Origin of the sequence: Bianquea renquensis (assembly GCF_014384895.1) — a bacterium.
Classification (GTDB): Bacteria; Bacillota; Clostridia; order Lachnospirales; family Bianqueaceae; genus Bianquea; species Bianquea renquensis.
Genome location: NZ_JACRSQ010000020.1, coordinates 26329 through 41062, shown reverse-complemented (window position 1 = coordinate 41062; position 14734 = coordinate 26329). Strand labels below are relative to the sequence as shown.

The following is a 14734-nucleotide window of genomic DNA, read 5'->3' as shown; positions in this document are numbered from 1 at the left end:
TCCTATATAAGTATTGATATTCACCGTGTGATGAATTCCTTTATAAATAACACAGTCTTATTCTACCGTATTCCCCCGATTTGCGCAAGGGAATTTTTTATGAATTTTTATATGGTAGAAGCTGCGTATTTATCAATGCAACAGACATCGTTTAGGACGGAGACTGGAGCGGTACCCCATACTGCCGCAGGATAGCGGCAGCTTCGGCAATCTGCGCCTTGGTAGGCTCTGGTGTTTCCCATAGGGTATAGGGGTACTGAAGTGTCTTCCATTTATATTCCCCTAGCTTGTGGAAGGGAAGCAGATCCACGCGCTGAATATTTTCCATGGGCTGGAGAAAGGCGCCTAAGCGGTGGAGTCCCTCTTCCTGGTCCGTCAGCCCGGGAACCAGCACATACCGAATCCATGTGGGGATCTTCTGCTCTTGGAGATAGCGGGCAAATTCCAGCGTAGGCGCTAAGGCTCCCGCTGTAAGATCGCGATAGCGGTCCGGATCCATATGCTTGATGTCCAGCAATACAAGATCTGTATGCTCCAGGACAGCGCGGCAACGGTCCAGAGGAACACTGCCGGCAGTATCCAGCGCAGTGGAGATCCCCTCCTCATGGCAGAGGCGAAAGAATGTCTGAACAAATTCAGACTGTAGCAGAGGTTCGCCGCCGCTGACGGTGACGCCGCCGCCAGAAAAACGCATATAAGACTTATATTTTCCCGCCTCTGAGACAAGCTGGCCGGCGGTCACAATCCTGCCATCCTGGAGTTTCCAGGTGTCAGGATTGTGACAATATTGGCAGCGCAGGGGACAGCCCTGCATGAAAATAACATAGCGGATTCCAGGCCCATCGACGGTGCCGCAGGATTCGGTGGAGTGGATATATCCCTGTATGGTAGAATCAGGCATGTCTGTAGATCCCCTTTCCGAGTGTTTACGCGTGTTCGTGGAATGTGCGGTGAATGACGTCCAACTGCTGTTCGCGGGTGAGCTTAATGAAATTGACCGCGTATCCGGAGACACGGATGGTCAGCTGGGGATATTTTTCTGGGTGGTCCATCGCGTCGATAAGGGTCTCCCGATCAAAAACATTGACGTTGATGTGATGCCCTTCGTCGTGGAAATAACCGTCCAGCAGACCGCACAGATTTTGGATCCGCTCCTGTTTCGACTTTCCGAGAGCGCCAGGGACGATGGAAAACGTATAGGATATCCCATCCTGAGAGTGCTCATAGGGCAGCTTTGCCACAGAGGACATGGAAGCGATAGCTCCATTTTTATCCCGCCCGTGCATGGGATTTGCGCCGGGAGCGAAGGGTTCTCCGGCCTTTCGACCATCTGGGGTGCAGCCGGTCTTCTTGCCATAGACTACATTGGAAGTAATGGTCAAGATGGACAGCGTGGGGATGGACTCCCGGTACGTCTTGTGTTTGCGCAGTTTATTCATGAAGCGCTCCACAATGTCGCAGGCAATGGAATCCACCCGATCATCATTGTTGCCGAAGGCCGGATACTCGCCCTCCACATCATAGTCCACCGCCAAGCCGGCCTCATTGCGGATGACTTTCACTTTGGCATATTTAATAGCGGAAAGTGAATCCGCGACGACGGATAAGCCGGCAATACCACAGGCGGAGGTCCGCAGGATATCATTGTCGTGTAGGGCCATCTGTAGCCGCTCATAACAATACTTGTCATGCATATAGTGGATGATATTTAGCGTATTGATATACAGGTTTGAAAGCCAATCCAAGATTTGGTCAAACCGGTCCATCACCTGATCGTAGTCCAGATAATCCCCCGTAATGGGTGCAAACAAGGGGCCGACTTGATCGCCTGATTTTTCATCCTTGCCGCCGTTGATGGCATACAGGAGTGCCTTTGCCAGGTTGGCGCGAGCGCCAAAGAACTGCATCTGTTTCCCGATGCGCATGGCGGACACACAGCAGGCGATCCCATAATCATCGCCCCAATATTCCCGCATTAGGTCATCATTTTCATACTGAATGGAGCTAGTATCAACGGAAACTTTAGCGCAGAACTGCTTAAATCCATCGGGAAGATGCTCGGACCACAAGACTGTCAAATTTGGCTCCGGAGCGGGCCCTAAGTTGTACAGGGTGTGAAGGATACGGAAGCTATTTTTTGTCACGAGCGTCCGGCAGTCCAGTCCCATACCACCGATGGATTCTGTGACCCAGGTGGGATCCCCGGAAAAAAGTTCATTGTAGGAGGGAGTTCTGAGAAAACGGACCATGCGAAGCTTCATGACAAAGTGATCCATGAGCTCCTGTGCCTCCACCTCTGTTAGAACACCTGCCTCCAGGTCGCGCTGGATATAGATGTCCAGGAAAGTCGAGACGCGGCCAAGGCTCATGGCAGCTCCGTCCTGCTCCTTGATGGCGCCCAGGTACGCAAAGTATGTCCACTGAATGGCTTCCTTCGCGTTGGCGGCAGGACGGCTGATATCAAATCCATAGGAGGCGGCCATCTCTTTGAGTTCGGCAAGAGCGCGAATTTGTTCGGATATCTCTTCCCGCTGCCGGATAACCGGAGAGTCCATATAGTTGGGATCCATCAGTTTCTTATCCTGCTTTTTCTGCTCGATAAGAAAATCCACACCGTACAGCGCCACCCGGCGGTAGTCGCCAATGATACGGCCGCGGCCGTATGCGTCGGGCAGACCGGTAATGATTCCAGAATGGCGGGCCTTGCGCATGTCATCGGTGTACGCGTCGAAAACGCCATCATTGTGAGTCTTGCGGTATTCCGTGTAGATAGTTTTTGTGCTGGGATCTAATTCATACCCAAAGGCGCTCAGCGCGTTTTCCACCATGCGGATGCCACCCTTTGGCATTATGCCGCGCTTCAGCGGAGCATCTGTCTGAAAGCCCACAATCTGTTCCTTTTCTTTATCGAGATAGCCGGGGCCGTGGGATGTGATGGAAGAGGGGATTTTTGTTTCCGCATCTAAGATCCCTCTTTTGTGCTCCTCGTCCATAAGCTTGCGCACATCCGCCCACAGTGCTTCCGTGCGGTTGGTGGGTCCCTCCAGAAAGGAATCATCACCTTCATAGGGCGTGTAGTTGCGCTGTATAAAGTTACGGACATCGATGGTGGATGTCCAGTGTCCTTCTGTAAAACCGGTCCATTCAGGACGCATTAGAATTCCTCCTTTACATTTGGGTATGGTCTGCATACCGGGGCCGAAAGATAAATCATGCCACTATTGAGAATGATTATTACTTGAAAAAAGTTGTTACCTAAAGTACATCTATATTATATTCGTATACTGTATACAAGTCAAGGTTTTTTGATAAATTGCCTCAGAATTTCATGCCGAAAAAATGAAGAGAATATTGAAAGCTTTTGGGAAGAATGTTACAATGGAGAAAGAAAGCTGGTGAGGCAATGGAAAGGAAGAGCGGAGAGGGTCCTATTTATCTAAAGATTAAGGAGGATATTCTCCAAAAGATTGAAGCTGGTGAATACAAAAAAAGTAGCCGGATTGAGCCTGAGCGCCAGTTGAGTCTTCAATATGGAGTCAGCCGCATGACACTCAGGCAGGCGATTGAAGAGCTGGTCGGTGAGGGATATCTGTATAAGGTCCAAGGGAGAGGCACCTTTGTCAGCACGCCCGCTTTTCAGCAGAAAAATTTGAAAAGTTTTACAGATACCTTGCGCGAATCGGGCCATGAGGCGAAAACTAAGGTTTTGGAGGTGGAGCGGGTCCACCAGATGAGCCGCCTCTGCCAATTATTAGAGGTGCCTGTCAGCATGCCTCTCGTCAAAATCAAAAGATTGCGCTTTGCCGACGAGATTCCGACAGCGCTGGAGACGGTGTATTTGCCGGCGATGTACGCTCCTGGAATTGAGACTGAGGATTTATCAGGCTCTCTGTACAATCTGTTGGAAACCCAATATCAGTCCACAGTGGAAACGGTCCGATGCGATATGGAAGCCTGTATCTCAGACCAGATGCAGATGCGAATTTTTGAGCTTGAAAAGCCGGAAGCTCTCCTCCGGGTTGAGGGAATTAGCATTGGAGCGGGAGAGCGAAAGCTATTTTATGAGATCTCGTATTACAGGTCGCAAGTCTATCGCTATCGGGTCGATCTATACCGGCGCGATTTTGAGCTTCGATAGAGCAGCATGGAGGGAGATATGAAAAGAATATGGTGTTGGCTTTTGGCGGTCACGCTTATAGTTGGAATGACTGGGCCGGCTGCATGGGGCCTTGAGGATGAGGCGAGTCCAGATGTGTATATGGAATACAGTTACTATAGCCGGCCGCAGGTGGAGGATCCCGGATATAGTGTGTCCGTAATCAACGCGGAGTATGAATTTTATCTTGCTTTTTTTCAGGAGGATGGGCGGCTTGTGGAGGGCTCACCGCTCTATCATTTGACTGACTACTGGAGCGACGCCCGCGTATTTGACACGGGTGACGGATATACCCTCTTTTATCGCAGTGTCCTGGATACGCTGGACTATGTTTTCATAGAGAAAGAAAGCCTGACTGTCCGCTGGCGGGCATCCTTGCAGATTGCGGCGGAACAGCCATATTATATCTATTGGAAGGGCAACCGCGTTTTTTACATCATGGGATACTGTGGGAATCGGTTTATCATGCAAGAGTATGAAATCGGAGTTGCGGAGGACTTTTCCGGGAAGCAAGGGTTCCAAATTGGGGAGGAACCCATGATTGGGAATGTTGCAGGGTTTACACGGTACCGGCAGGGGAGCGTGGATTACATTGAAGTATTCCTGCAGGACGAGGATGCGAAGTATATCGGATCCCTTGAGGTTTTTCCGAAAGATGGAACCATCCTCCGACAGCGATGGACGGAGGATGAGGAGGGATTTTACTGGGATCAGGATTACATCCAGGAGTGGAACGAAGCTCTCTTGCGGCTGTATCCCGATTCCTACCAGCATCTCTTTCTCAGCGGGCCATTTTTGGATATCTATGGGAAGCAGCTGTATCTGTGGGAGGGGCCGGAATACTATCTGGGCGATCGCTTGGAGTACTACGATCTTTCCCTAGACGAGACACAAGGGGAGCTTCCTATGGCGAAGTATGCGCCGGTGAGCGAAATGCGGTTTGTTCAAGGGAAACTATTGTTTGAGGATTCCAATGTGGCTGCGATTTTACACAGGGATACCGGTGGCATGGCGTTGGCATCCCCTTCTGAGGAAGATACCATGACCAGCGAAGATTTTGAGGGGACGCAAGCGGCGCTGGGTGAACTTCCCTATGCGATCACCATTATGAGTCGGAGCGGGGAGGTGCTGGCGGCGATCTCCCAGGAGAGCTTTCCGCTAATGTGGCAAGGTACAGCTGAGATTCTGCTGTCACCGGCTCTCGATGGACAGTTTTTTCGGGGAGATGATGCACAGTATCTCTTGATTCGAAACGAGGAAGAGGTCTATGGCGAGGACGTGACCTTCTTCTATAATATCACGGATCATGTCATGATCTATGATTCTGGGAAATCGGCGGAAGAGTTAGAGGGGGCCATTTCATCGCGACAGCTGGAAGAAGCGGAGGAGATTGTCACTTCTGCCGGATCCAGCCCCTCGGAGGACATTTTGTCCAATTGGAATGCCCAGGAGGAGTGGGAGAATGACATGTGGCTTGTTTCTGTGGCGGTGATCGCAGGAATCGTCATCTTTGTTCTTGTTCTCATCCTTGTGCTGTTCCTGCTCACGAGGAATCGGGCGGCAAGTACGCTGAAGCGCCGGTTTGACCATGAGGAGACGGCAGCTGCCAGCGCAACCGTGACGCGCGTGCTGAAACAGTATGGCTACGATGATGAGCAATTCTCAAGCTACAGCGACATCCTTGTGACGTTTCAGGATATGAAGAACAGGCGTTACCAGGCGATGATCAGAAAAGCGCCCATAGGCAATACATCGGGATACCAGGTAGGCGACTACATCTTAATCGAATATTTAGTTAAAAATCCTACCATCGCCAGAAGTCGTTGGTAAATGCTTCTAGACACAAGCAACGATTGTGGAGTCGAAGGGGAATCATAGCCGCTTTAATTTTTAAAAATATAGTTGTAAAATGTCTCGAAATGTATTATAATATAACCGGAACATGAGTCTGGTACAGTAAGGAGGTTGAGATCATGGCTGCTCAGATCACCAAGGATATGATTATCAATGATATCATTTCGATAGATGAGGCGATCGTGCCGATTCTTATGGCAAGCGGAATGCACTGTGTTGGTTGTCCTTCCGCGAGAGGCGAGACCCTGGAAGAGGCTTGTTTTGTACATGGAATGGACGCGGATCAGGTCATCAACGAGATCAACGAATATTTAGCTCAGAAAGAGGAAGCGAAATAAAGTCAGACAGCCTTGCGGTCGTATTGTCGAGCGCAGGGCTTTTCTTTAGACTTGCCCGAGAGGGGACAGCGTCAAAAACGTCGTGATAGCGGCGTTTATTTTACGGATTTTACCCCGACAAAAAGAGGAAAAACTCTTGTATTGTCTGGTTAAATCATGTAGAATACAATTTAACTGAAGACAAAAGCAAACGATTTTTATGCGTATCGGCTGAGCCCGGATTCTTTTAAAAAAAAGAGCGGGGGAAGCCGTCCGCCGGCAGCGGCGTAGATCATATGAGGTGTGAGGTAGAAGCAGAGTATGAAGAGAGAAGATATTCACAAGGTACTGATTATTGGTTCGGGTCCGATTATCATCGGACAGGCGTGTGAATTTGATTATTCGGGGACACAAGCGTGTAAGGCTTTGAAGAAGTTGGGATATGAGATCGTTTTAGTCAATTCCAATCCCGCAACTATTATGACGGATCCGGAGACGGCGGATGTGACCTACATTGAGCCGTTGAATCTGGAGAGGCTGACCCAGATCATTGAGAAGGAACGGCCGGATGCGCTGCTCCCCAACCTAGGAGGACAATCTGGCTTGAATCTCTGCTCTGAGCTTGCATCCGCCGGAGTATTGGACCAATACGGAGTGAAGGTCATCGGGGTGCAGGTTGACGCCATTGAGCGCGGGGAGGACCGCATCGAGTTCAAGAAGACGATGAATGACTTGGGAATTGAGATGGCGCGAAGCGAGGTGGCCTACACGGTGGAGGAAGCGCTGGCCATTGCGGACAAGCTTGGATATCCTGTGGTGCTTCGCCCAGCCTATACCATGGGAGGAGCCGGCGGCGGTCTCGTCTATAATGTGGAAGAATTGAAGACGGTATGCGCTAGAGGTCTACAGGCGAGCCTGGTGGGCCAGGTCCTGGTGGAAGAATCGATTTTAGGCTGGGAAGAGCTAGAATTGGAAGTCGTCCGCGATGCAAAGAATAACATGATCACCGTATGCTTTATTGAAAATATCGATCCGCTAGGCGTACATACAGGGGATTCATTCTGTTCAGCTCCCATGTTGACCATCTCAGAGGAAGTGCAGCAGCGGTTACAGGAGCAGGCATACAAGATTGTGGAAGCGATCCAGGTCATCGGGGGGACCAACGTACAGTTCGCCCACGATCCGGTGAGCGACCGAGTCGTTGTGATCGAGATCAATCCCCGAACCTCCCGTTCTTCCGCTCTGGCGTCTAAGGCCACAGGATTCCCCATCGCGCTAGTGTCAGCTATGCTGGCCAGTGGGCTGACTTTGGATGAGATACCTTGTGGAAAGTACGGCACTTTGGACAAGTATGTTCCAGGGGGAGACTATATCGTCATCAAGTTTGCACGATGGGCCTTTGAGAAATTCAAGGGTTCCATGGATAAGCTGGGAACGCAGATGCGGGCTGTCGGTGAGGTCATGAGCATCGGCAAGACATATAAAGAAGCATTTCAGAAGGCGATCCGGAGTTTGGAGACAGGTCGATATGGCCTGGGCGGCGCCAAGGATTTTGCCGATAAGACAAAAAAAGAACTGTTGAAGATGCTCTGCGTCCCCACCAGCGAGCGGCAATTTATTATGTATGAAGCATTGCGAAAGGGTGCCACGGTGGAGGAACTGTATGAGCTGACGAAGATCAAGCGGTACTTCATCGAACAAATGAAAGAGCTGGTTGAGGAGGAAGAGTCGCTCAAGCAGTATCGAGGGAGTGTGCCGCCGGCGGCTGCGCTGAGACAGGCGAAGCTGGACGGATTTTCCGATAAGTATCTGAGTCAGATTCTCGGCGTTCCGGAGGAGGCCATCCGGGATGCCAGAACTCAGCAGGGCGTCGTGGAAGCATGGGAAGGCGTCCATGTCAGCGGTACCCAGGATGCAGCATACTATTATTCTAGCTATCACATCGAGGACAAAAGTCCCGTCAACACGGACAAGCCGAAGGTTATGATCCTGGGCGGCGGTCCCAATCGAATCGGCCAGGGCATTGAGTTTGACTATTGTTGCGTCCACGCCGCATTTGCTCTGAAAGAACTTGGATTTGAGACGATCATTGTCAACTGCAATCCAGAGACGGTATCCACGGACTATGATACCTCGGATAAGCTGTATTTTGAACCGCTGACACTGGAGGACGTCCTGAGCATTTACCATAAGGAGAAGCCGGTGGGCGTCATCGCTCAATTTGGAGGGCAGACGCCGCTGAATCTAGCCTCGGATTTGAAGAAAGCTGGCGTCACTATTCTGGGAACGACGCCAGAGACCATTGATTTGGCGGAGGACCGGGATTTGTTCCGTGACATGATGGACAAGCTGAAGATTCCCATGCCGGAGTCGGGGATGGCGGTCAATGTGGAAGAAGCCGTGGCGATCGCCAACCAAATTGGGTATCCGGTTATGGTGCGTCCATCCTATGTGCTGGGAGGCCGGGGCATGGAGATTGTACACGATGACGAGGATCTGACGTATTATATGAAGGCAGCCGTGGGCGTGACGCCGGATCGCCCCATTCTCATAGACCGCTTCCTACACCATGCCACGGAGTGCGAGGCGGATGCCATCAGCGACGGGGAGAATGTGTTCGTTCCGGCTGTGATGGAGCACATTGAGCTGGCCGGCGTCCATTCCGGGGATTCGGCCTGTATCCTGCCCTCCATGAATCTTACCCAGGATCAGGTGGACACCATCAAGGAATATACCCGCCGTATCGCGAAAGAAATGCATGTCGTTGGCCTGATGAACATGCAGTACGCCATTGAGGACGACACCGTATATGTGCTAGAGGCGAACCCAAGAGCCTCCCGCACAGTTCCTCTCGTGTCGAAGGTATGCAATATTAAGATGGTGAAGCTAGCCACAGATATCATGACCGCCCATCTAACCGGGCGTCCATCGCCTGTGCCGGCATTAAAGGAAAAGCATTTCTCCCACTACGGTGTGAAGGAGGCCGTCTTCCCCTTCAATATGTTCCAGGAGGTCGATCCGGTCTTAGGGCCAGAGATGCGTTCCACCGGCGAAGTCCTCGGCATATCCGAGAACTTTGGGGAGGCATTCTTTAAGGCCCAGGAGGCGACGCAGACACGGCTTCCCCTGGAAGGAACCCTCCTGCTCAGCGTCAACGATAGAGATAAGGCGGAGGTTCTGGATGTGGCCCGAGACTTCTACCAGTGTGGCTTTTCGCTTATGGCTACAGGGCGAACCTATGAGACCATTGTGGCTGGTGGGATCCCCTGTGAAAAGATTGCCAAGCTCAATGAGGGGCGGCCGAACATCATGGATGCCATCACCAATAAAAAGATTGACCTGATCATCAACACGCCCATCGGGAAGAAGAGCGCTACGGACGACAGCTATATCCGTAAGGCTGCGATTAAAGGAAGGATTCCCTATATGACCACCATGGCGGCGGCGAAAGCCACTGTGGAGGGAATCAAAGCTGTGAAGAGGGCTAGCCGTCTCAGCGTAAAGCCGCTACAGCAGTTCCACAAGGAGATTCAGGACAAATAAATCCCTATATAAAACGCCCTGTCTTGGCGACACAGATGTATATCTGGGCCAACCGGCAGGGCGTTTCATTTTTCCTCTAAAATCCGCTGGAAGAAGGAGTTATTTGGCTGGTTCCCTGTCTGGGGCGACATATTCATAGCTGGCATTTTGGCATACCTCGTCCAGCAATAGATGGGATCCGGCATAAAACCGATACCGCACTTGACAGCAGAGACTTTCCTGGATACTGCGGGACATGCCGCCCCGCATAGGAGCTTGTAGAGGGTGGGGCGCGACCTTAAGCACATCGGCCCGAAGATATTTTTTCCCTTGGCGGACAATGACGGTTTGAGGGCGCAGGCGTAGCACTTTGGCCCCCAGATACGTGGCCAGTCGATACTGGCGGCCGCCATAGAGGATACAGCAGGTGGTTCCGGTGAACGAGAACTTTCCTATGGGGATGTGGGCCGCTGACATGAAAATACTCTGGCTTCCGCCTGCGGATTGATTGCATTGAGTCCAGAAATACTGGCTGGGAAATGATGTTCCCCGATCTTTTTCAATATATCCGATCCCGCGGTGAAATACCAGGGGCTTGCCGTTCAGCAGAAGAGTGCCCTCCACCGTATGGCAAAGGCTTAGCACCTCATGGCTGCACTGCATAAAGGGGAGGAGCGAGAAGGGGCCCATGGCAGAATACGAGAGAGGCGTCAGGGAGTGGAACCGGACTTGCCCTGTAATCCTATACCGGGGGGTCGCCAGGTCCAGCTTCATCCCTTGCTCTGAAAAAACATTTTTCCCGATTCGAACCCAAAAGCGGTCCTTTCGCGCGGCAAAAGAGCCAGAATCAAAGGCGGCGAAATCTGAGCCGTCGGGGGTTATGATCTGGATCGATGCGGATGGATTGCCATACTCGTCGATGTGATAGGCGGGGATGAGCGCCAGGCTGTACGGCCCGCATTGCTGTTTGAGATACCAGCCTTCAAAATAGGTTCGCTTTCTTCGAGTGCCGTGGAAATGGGTCATGATTGGCCTCCTACATTTGATTTTGCCGGGCTGTCGAGGAGTTTGCCAGTATAGTCAAACCGGGACCCATGACAGGGGCAGTCCCAGGAGCGCTCCGCCGGATTCCACTCCAGCTGGCAGCCGAGATGTGGACATTTTGCGCTTATGTGATAGAGTCTGTCGGATTCATCCCGGTAAGCCGCCACCTTGCGGCCACCGAGCCGTACAATTCCAGCTTGTCCGGGCAATAGATCATCCACAGACTTTTTAGGTCCAGTGAAGAATTGTCGGCTGAGAGATTTGACGGAGACGCGGATATCCTCCTTCAAATTTTGTTTGCTGGCCTTTAAGGAGAAGCGGCGCGGAGAAAACACGCCGCTGTAGGCAGGCGGTTCGCCCAGAATCATGCCTGTCAGGATCATAGCGGCGGCCATGGAGGTCGTCATCCCCCACTTATGAAAGCCCGTTGCGACGTACCAATTCGGTCTAGTTGGAGAAAAAGTACCGATATACGGGATACCGTCCAGTGGCATACAATCCTGGGCGGACCAGCGTGCGGCCTGTTCACAGTTAGGGTATAGCAGCTGCGCTTGCCGCCAGAGCTGCTGATACGGATTCTGATCGAGCCGTTTCCCAGTCCGATGACCCGCCCCGCCCAAAAGCAGAAGAGAACCGCTATTTCGAAAGGAGAGGCCGTCGCTGTCAATGCCGTAATACATTCCGTCCACCTGGTCCGCCTCGCGCAAAGCCAGCACATAGGACCGCTCTTGGTGCATTCGGAGAAAGTAGAAACCGGGCCAGCGAGGAAAGGGGTAATGGCAAGCCAGGATGATATGGCGGGCTTGCACAGTGGCACCCGGCACGGAGACGGCCTGCTTCTCAATGGATAGCACAGGTGTCTTTTCATAGATCGTCAGCGACGGGAGGAGCGCCTGTAAAAATAAAAGCGGATTGAACTGGGCTTGCCCGGGAAAGCAGAGGGCCGCTTTAATGGGAAAGGGTAGGGAAGTGTCCGTGGTAAAACGGCTGTCAAGGCCAACACGGGCAGCGGCAAGAGCTTCCTTCTCTAAAAGGGCTTCGTCCATGGTTGTATAGAGATAGGATGGAACTTCCTCCCACTCACACGGAATGTTGCCCTTTTGTATGAGGGTTCGAAATTCATGGATCGCAGCTTGATTGGCAGCTGCGTACTGTGCGGCCTTTTCCTCTCCATAATTCTGGATTAGCGGATGGTAGCATATTCCGTGCTGTGCTGTGATTTTGGCGGTTGTGTCATGGGTTTGTCCACCCCAAATGCGGTCCCGCTCCAGGACCACTGCATGGATCCCCCTTTTTTCAAGCTGATAGGCGATCAGAAGTCCCGCGATTCCACCGCCAATGACTGCGGCGTCAACGGTTATATTTTGATGTAGAGCTGGGTATGTTGGGACTGTAACAGTTGAATCCCAGATTGAGTTCATTTCGCATGCCTCCTACAGGATGATAGAAGGTAGGATACGCATTTTTTATGAAATTACTCAAGTTTTGCCCACATTCAGATTTTTTCGCAATAAAAAAGTTCGCGGAACGCGAACTTATGATTATGTCCGCCCTACGGCGGACTTTCCCATTGGGCAAAACCACAGTGCAAAGCGGATTGTAGGTTCCCTTAGCTGTGCTCCACCGCGGATAATTTCTGTAATGCACGGGTCTTGATGAGAAGACGGCAATGCTCTGTCAAGTAGGAACTCATCAGGTCTGCATCGCAGATGTCCGTCGCATATTCACCCAGCATCGTCAGAACAAAACGCGTTTTTCCACTGGTCTTGGTGAAACGCACGGCAAGATAGTAGATTCCCTTGGCCTCATCCTTATACAATTGATTCTTTAACTGCATGGAATCGGGAACCAATGCGGCGGCCCTACAGAGCAGGGAGAAATCGGTAAAGCGATAGATGAAATGCTGTTCAGAGCCCTTTGTCTGATCAGCCGGGTCGAATTCCGATGACGGAGTAAAGGGCGCGGACATGGTTTTCGGTTTGGGAGCGCTGGCGGTCTCGGGAAGTCCAAAGAGTGCCGCAAGGTCGTTCTGGCCGGACACCTTGGTAACTGTAATCATCAGACTTTCTTCCGAGATGGGGATCGCTTCGATCATCAGAGGTTTCTCCGAAAAATCAAAGCCAAACTCAGTCAAAGCCGTATGCATCATATCGTCAAACAGCGCCTTCGTCTTGTCAGATCCATAGGCCAACTCCGTAACCTTGAGCTGGCGTTCCTGTAAATCCGCTTTATTCAATGTAAACCGTATTTGGTTCTTGTTGATTCTTTCTGCTTTCATATTCACCAACCCTTTCTATGTGAGGTGAACCCGAAGTTACGCCGGGAAAGAAAAATATACCTTTTCTTTACTGTATTATACTGGGTTTATAGGTGTTTGTAAATAGTGAATTTGTGTCATTTTTCTGAACTTATCTTGAAGAAAAGAGGCGCAGCGACCCCTTGAGAGGCGAATGCCGTCGAAAGGGAAAGAATCACTTGATTTCCAAATCACTTTGTAGTATGATTAAAACCAATCCACGAAAGTCGTTTTGTGGGCTGGAACCTAAAATGCGGAGGTGTTGAGGATGGCGAGTACGGCTATCATCGGAGCCCAATGGGGTGACGAGGGAAAAGCGAAAATCATCGACAGGTTGGCAAGTTCTGCGCAGATGGTTGTTCGCACGGCAGGAGGCAATAACGCGGGGCACACAGTAGCCGTACAGGATCAGATCTATCAGTTTCGACTGATCCCCTCGGGGATTCTGTACCCGGATGTAACATGTGTCCTAGGGAATGGCACAGCCATCGATCCGCAGGATTTGCTTGCGGAGATGCGGCAGCTGGAAGAGCGAGGTGTCAGCCTCTCGAATTTGAGAATCAGCCTTCGAGCCCACCTGGTCATGCCCTACCATAAGATTTTAGACACGCTGATGGAGGCGGCCAGAGGACGCGAGGATCTGGGAACGCCGCGCAGAGGCATTGGACCCTGTTATATGGACAAGGTGGAGCGCATCGGGCTTCGCGTATGTGATCTTCTACACCCTGATGAGTTTGCCCATAAAGTCAAAGAAAATGTAAAGATTAAAAACCGCTACATCACCAAAGTCTATGGCGGGATTGAAACCGTGGATGCGGATGCGGTTGTTGAACAATATCTGCAATACGGAAGGACCCTGAAACCCTATATGGCCGATGCCAGCTTGCTGGTGTATACGGCGATTCAGAGTGGGCAGACGGTGATCTTTGAAGGCGCTCAGGCCACGATGCTGGACGTGGGAATGGGGACGTACCCTTATGTGACGTCGTCCCATTCAGCAGCAGGAGGTGTGTGCATCGGGGCGGGCATTGGACCGGCAATGATTCATCACACCCTTGGTGTCATGAAGGCCTACATCACGCGTGCCGGCGAGGGTCCCTTTCCCACGGAGCTATTTGGCGGTGAAGCGCAGGAGCTTCGCGACCGGGGCAATGAATATGAGATGTCCACGGGCCTTGCCCGCAGAGTTGGCTGGTTTGACGGCGTAATGGGACGTCTGGCTGTGCGGGCCAACGGACTGGAGTCCATAGCGCTCAACAAGTTAGATGTATGTGCCAATATGCCGGTGGTGAAGCTCTGCACAGGATATAAAAAAGATGGGAGTGCGATCGTTGACTTTCCTGCCAGCCTGGAGGATTTGGCAAATTGCGAGCCAATCTATGAGGAGTTCGAGGGATGGGGAAAGCTTGATTTTTGTAAGACCTACGAAGAGCTGCCAGAGGCAGCCAGACGGTTTGTTGCGAGAGTTGAGGAGATTTGTCAGATTCCAGTGACGATGATCGGAGTCGGACCAGGGCGAGAACAGACGATTATGAGGTGACGAAG

10 protein-coding genes are annotated in these 14734 nt (G+C 51.5%); 5 read left to right on the top strand and 5 right to left on the bottom strand.

Annotated elements, in window-relative coordinates:
• Positions 1-151: 151 nt before the first annotated feature.
• Both pflA and pflB read right to left on the bottom strand, forming a co-directional pair.
• Positions 152-901, bottom strand: coding sequence for a pyruvate formate-lyase-activating protein (pflA, locus tag H8730_RS12615; protein WP_177716414.1), 750 nt, complete (start codon positions 899-901; stop codon positions 152-154).
• Positions 902-926: 25 nt separating this feature from the next.
• Positions 927-3155 (bottom strand): formate C-acetyltransferase, encoded by a 2229-nt coding sequence (gene pflB / locus H8730_RS12610; RefSeq protein ID WP_177716413.1) that lies wholly within the window; start codon positions 3153-3155, stop codon positions 927-929.
• A 248-nt stretch (positions 3156-3403) separates the two neighbouring features.
• On the opposite strand from pflB, the gene H8730_RS12605 reads away from it, so the two are divergent.
• The 4 genes from H8730_RS12605 to carB all read left to right on the top strand — a co-directional run bounded on the left by H8730_RS12605 (position 3404) and on the right by carB (position 9870).
• Complete coding sequence (locus tag H8730_RS12605; protein ID WP_177716411.1) at positions 3404-4138, top strand: GntR family transcriptional regulator; 735 nt, start codon at positions 3404-3406, stop codon at positions 4136-4138.
• A gap of 18 nt (positions 4139-4156) precedes the next feature.
• A complete protein-coding gene (locus tag H8730_RS12600; protein ID WP_177716409.1) occupies positions 4157-5986 on the top strand; it encodes a hypothetical protein in 1830 nt (609 codons plus the stop codon).
• Between the two features lie 143 nt (positions 5987-6129).
• Entirely contained in the window at positions 6130-6348 is a 219-nt protein-coding gene (locus H8730_RS12595; protein WP_177716407.1) for a DUF1858 domain-containing protein, read from the top strand.
• Positions 6349-6648: 300 nt separating this feature from the next.
• Positions 6649-9870: a carbamoyl-phosphate synthase large subunit gene (gene carB, locus H8730_RS12590; RefSeq protein WP_177716405.1), complete on the top strand. Its 3222-nt coding sequence runs from the start codon at positions 6649-6651 to the stop codon at positions 9868-9870.
• A 99-nt stretch (positions 9871-9969) separates the two neighbouring features.
• Here the strand turns inward: carB and H8730_RS12585 are convergent, their stop codons facing one another.
• From H8730_RS12585 to H8730_RS12575, 3 genes are all read right to left on the bottom strand, one after another.
• Positions 9970-10875 (bottom strand): tocopherol cyclase family protein, encoded by a 906-nt coding sequence (locus tag H8730_RS12585; protein ID WP_177716403.1) that lies wholly within the window; start codon positions 10873-10875, stop codon positions 9970-9972.
• Positions 10872-12314, bottom strand: a complete 1443-nt coding sequence (locus tag H8730_RS12580; protein ID WP_249289880.1) for an FAD-dependent oxidoreductase — start codon at positions 12312-12314, stop codon at positions 10872-10874. Before H8730_RS12580 ends, H8730_RS12585 begins: the two co-directional genes overlap by 4 nt.
• Positions 12315-12502: 188 nt before the next feature.
• Positions 12503-13171: an adaptor protein MecA gene (locus tag H8730_RS12575; protein WP_177714032.1), complete on the bottom strand. Its 669-nt coding sequence runs from the start codon at positions 13169-13171 to the stop codon at positions 12503-12505.
• A 286-nt stretch (positions 13172-13457) separates the two neighbouring features.
• On the opposite strand from H8730_RS12575, the gene H8730_RS12570 reads away from it, so the two are divergent.
• Positions 13458-14729 (top strand): adenylosuccinate synthase, encoded by a 1272-nt coding sequence (locus H8730_RS12570; RefSeq protein WP_177714033.1) that lies wholly within the window; start codon positions 13458-13460, stop codon positions 14727-14729.
• Positions 14730-14734: the final 5 nt, after the last annotated feature.

Coding starts and splice junctions, on each gene's coding strand:
- H8730_RS12575 (WP_177714032.1), bottom strand. CDS start 13,171: ATGAAAGCAGAAAGAATCAACAAGAACCAAATACGGTTTACATTGAAT.
- H8730_RS12580 (WP_249289880.1), bottom strand. CDS start 12,314: ATGAACTCAATCTGGGATTCAACTGTTACAGTCCCAACATACCCAGCT.
- pflB (WP_177716413.1), bottom strand. CDS start 3,155: ATGCGTCCTGAATGGACCGGTTTTACAGAAGGACACTGGACATCCACC.
- H8730_RS12570 (WP_177714033.1), top strand. CDS start 13,458: ATGGCGAGTACGGCTATCATCGGAGCCCAATGGGGTGACGAGGGAAAA.
- H8730_RS12585 (WP_177716403.1), bottom strand. CDS start 10,875: ATGACCCATTTCCACGGCACTCGAAGAAAGCGAACCTATTTTGAAGGC.
- H8730_RS12600 (WP_177716409.1), top strand. CDS start 4,157: ATGAAAAGAATATGGTGTTGGCTTTTGGCGGTCACGCTTATAGTTGGA.
- H8730_RS12605 (WP_177716411.1), top strand. CDS start 3,404: ATGGAAAGGAAGAGCGGAGAGGGTCCTATTTATCTAAAGATTAAGGAG.
- pflA (WP_177716414.1), bottom strand. CDS start 901: ATGCCTGATTCTACCATACAGGGATATATCCACTCCACCGAATCCTGC.
- carB (WP_177716405.1), top strand. CDS start 6,649: ATGAAGAGAGAAGATATTCACAAGGTACTGATTATTGGTTCGGGTCCG.
- H8730_RS12595 (WP_177716407.1), top strand. CDS start 6,130: ATGGCTGCTCAGATCACCAAGGATATGATTATCAATGATATCATTTCG.